Genomic DNA, 1,026 nt, shown 5'->3' on the forward strand with positions numbered 1-1,026 from the left:
CGAGCGTAGTTTAAGGCGCTCTTCAATAGCAAATGGTCTCATATCAAAAATTTCAGAAACTTTTGCAGCTATTTCACCATCAGTTAAATTTACTTTTGCAGTACCATAAGTATCAATAAAAATACCCATTGGTTCTACAACACCAATGGCGTAGCTAACTTGTACTAAAACTTCATCGGCAATACCAGCAGCAACTAAGTTTTTAGCAATATGGCGTGTAGCGTAAGCGGCACTTCTATCAACTTTACTTGGGTCTTTGCCTGAAAAAGCACCACCACCATGTGCGCCTTTACCACCATAAGTATCAACAATAATTTTTCTTCCTGTTAATCCGGTATCACCATGTGGACCACCAATTACAAATTTTCCGGTTGGGTTAATGTGGTATTTTATATCATCATTAAATAAAGCCTGAATAGCAGCTGGTAATTTTGCAATTACTCTGGGTATTAAAATAGTTTTAATGTCTTCTCTAATTTTGGCAAGCATAGTAGTGTCATCAGCAAAATCATCATGTTGTGTAGAAACTACAATAGCATCAATGCGTTGTGGTACATTATCATCACTATATTCAATAGTAACTTGACTTTTAGAGTCTGGCCTTAAATAAGTAATGTCTTTGTTTTCTCTGCGTAATTCAGCTAACTCTTTTAAAATTCTATGCGATAAATCTAAAGCTAAAGGCATGTAGTTTTCAGTTTCATTGGTGGCGTAACCAAACATCATACCTTGGTCTCCGGCTCCTTGCTCTTCTTTGGTAGCTCTATCTACACCTCGGTTAATATCGTCAGATTGTTCGTGAATAGCCGAAAACACACCGCATGAATTGCCATCAAACATATATTCGCCTTTAGTGTAACCAATTTTGTTAATGGTATCTCTAGCAATTTGTTGTACATCTAAATAAGTGTTAGATTTTACTTCGCCAGCAAGTACAACTTGCCCAGTGGTTACAAGGGTTTCGCAAGCTACTTTAGAGTTTATATCAAAAGCTAAAAAATTATCTATAAGTGCATCACTAATTTG

Annotated in this window: 1 protein-coding gene; it reads right to left on the reverse strand. The window is 36.3% G+C overall.

The window, feature by feature from the left end:
- Positions 1–1,026 (reverse strand): methionine adenosyltransferase (gene metK, locus FUA24_RS17240; protein ID WP_148544325.1); only part of this gene is annotated, 1,026 nt, incomplete at both ends.

Source organism: Seonamhaeicola marinus, assembly GCF_008085455.1.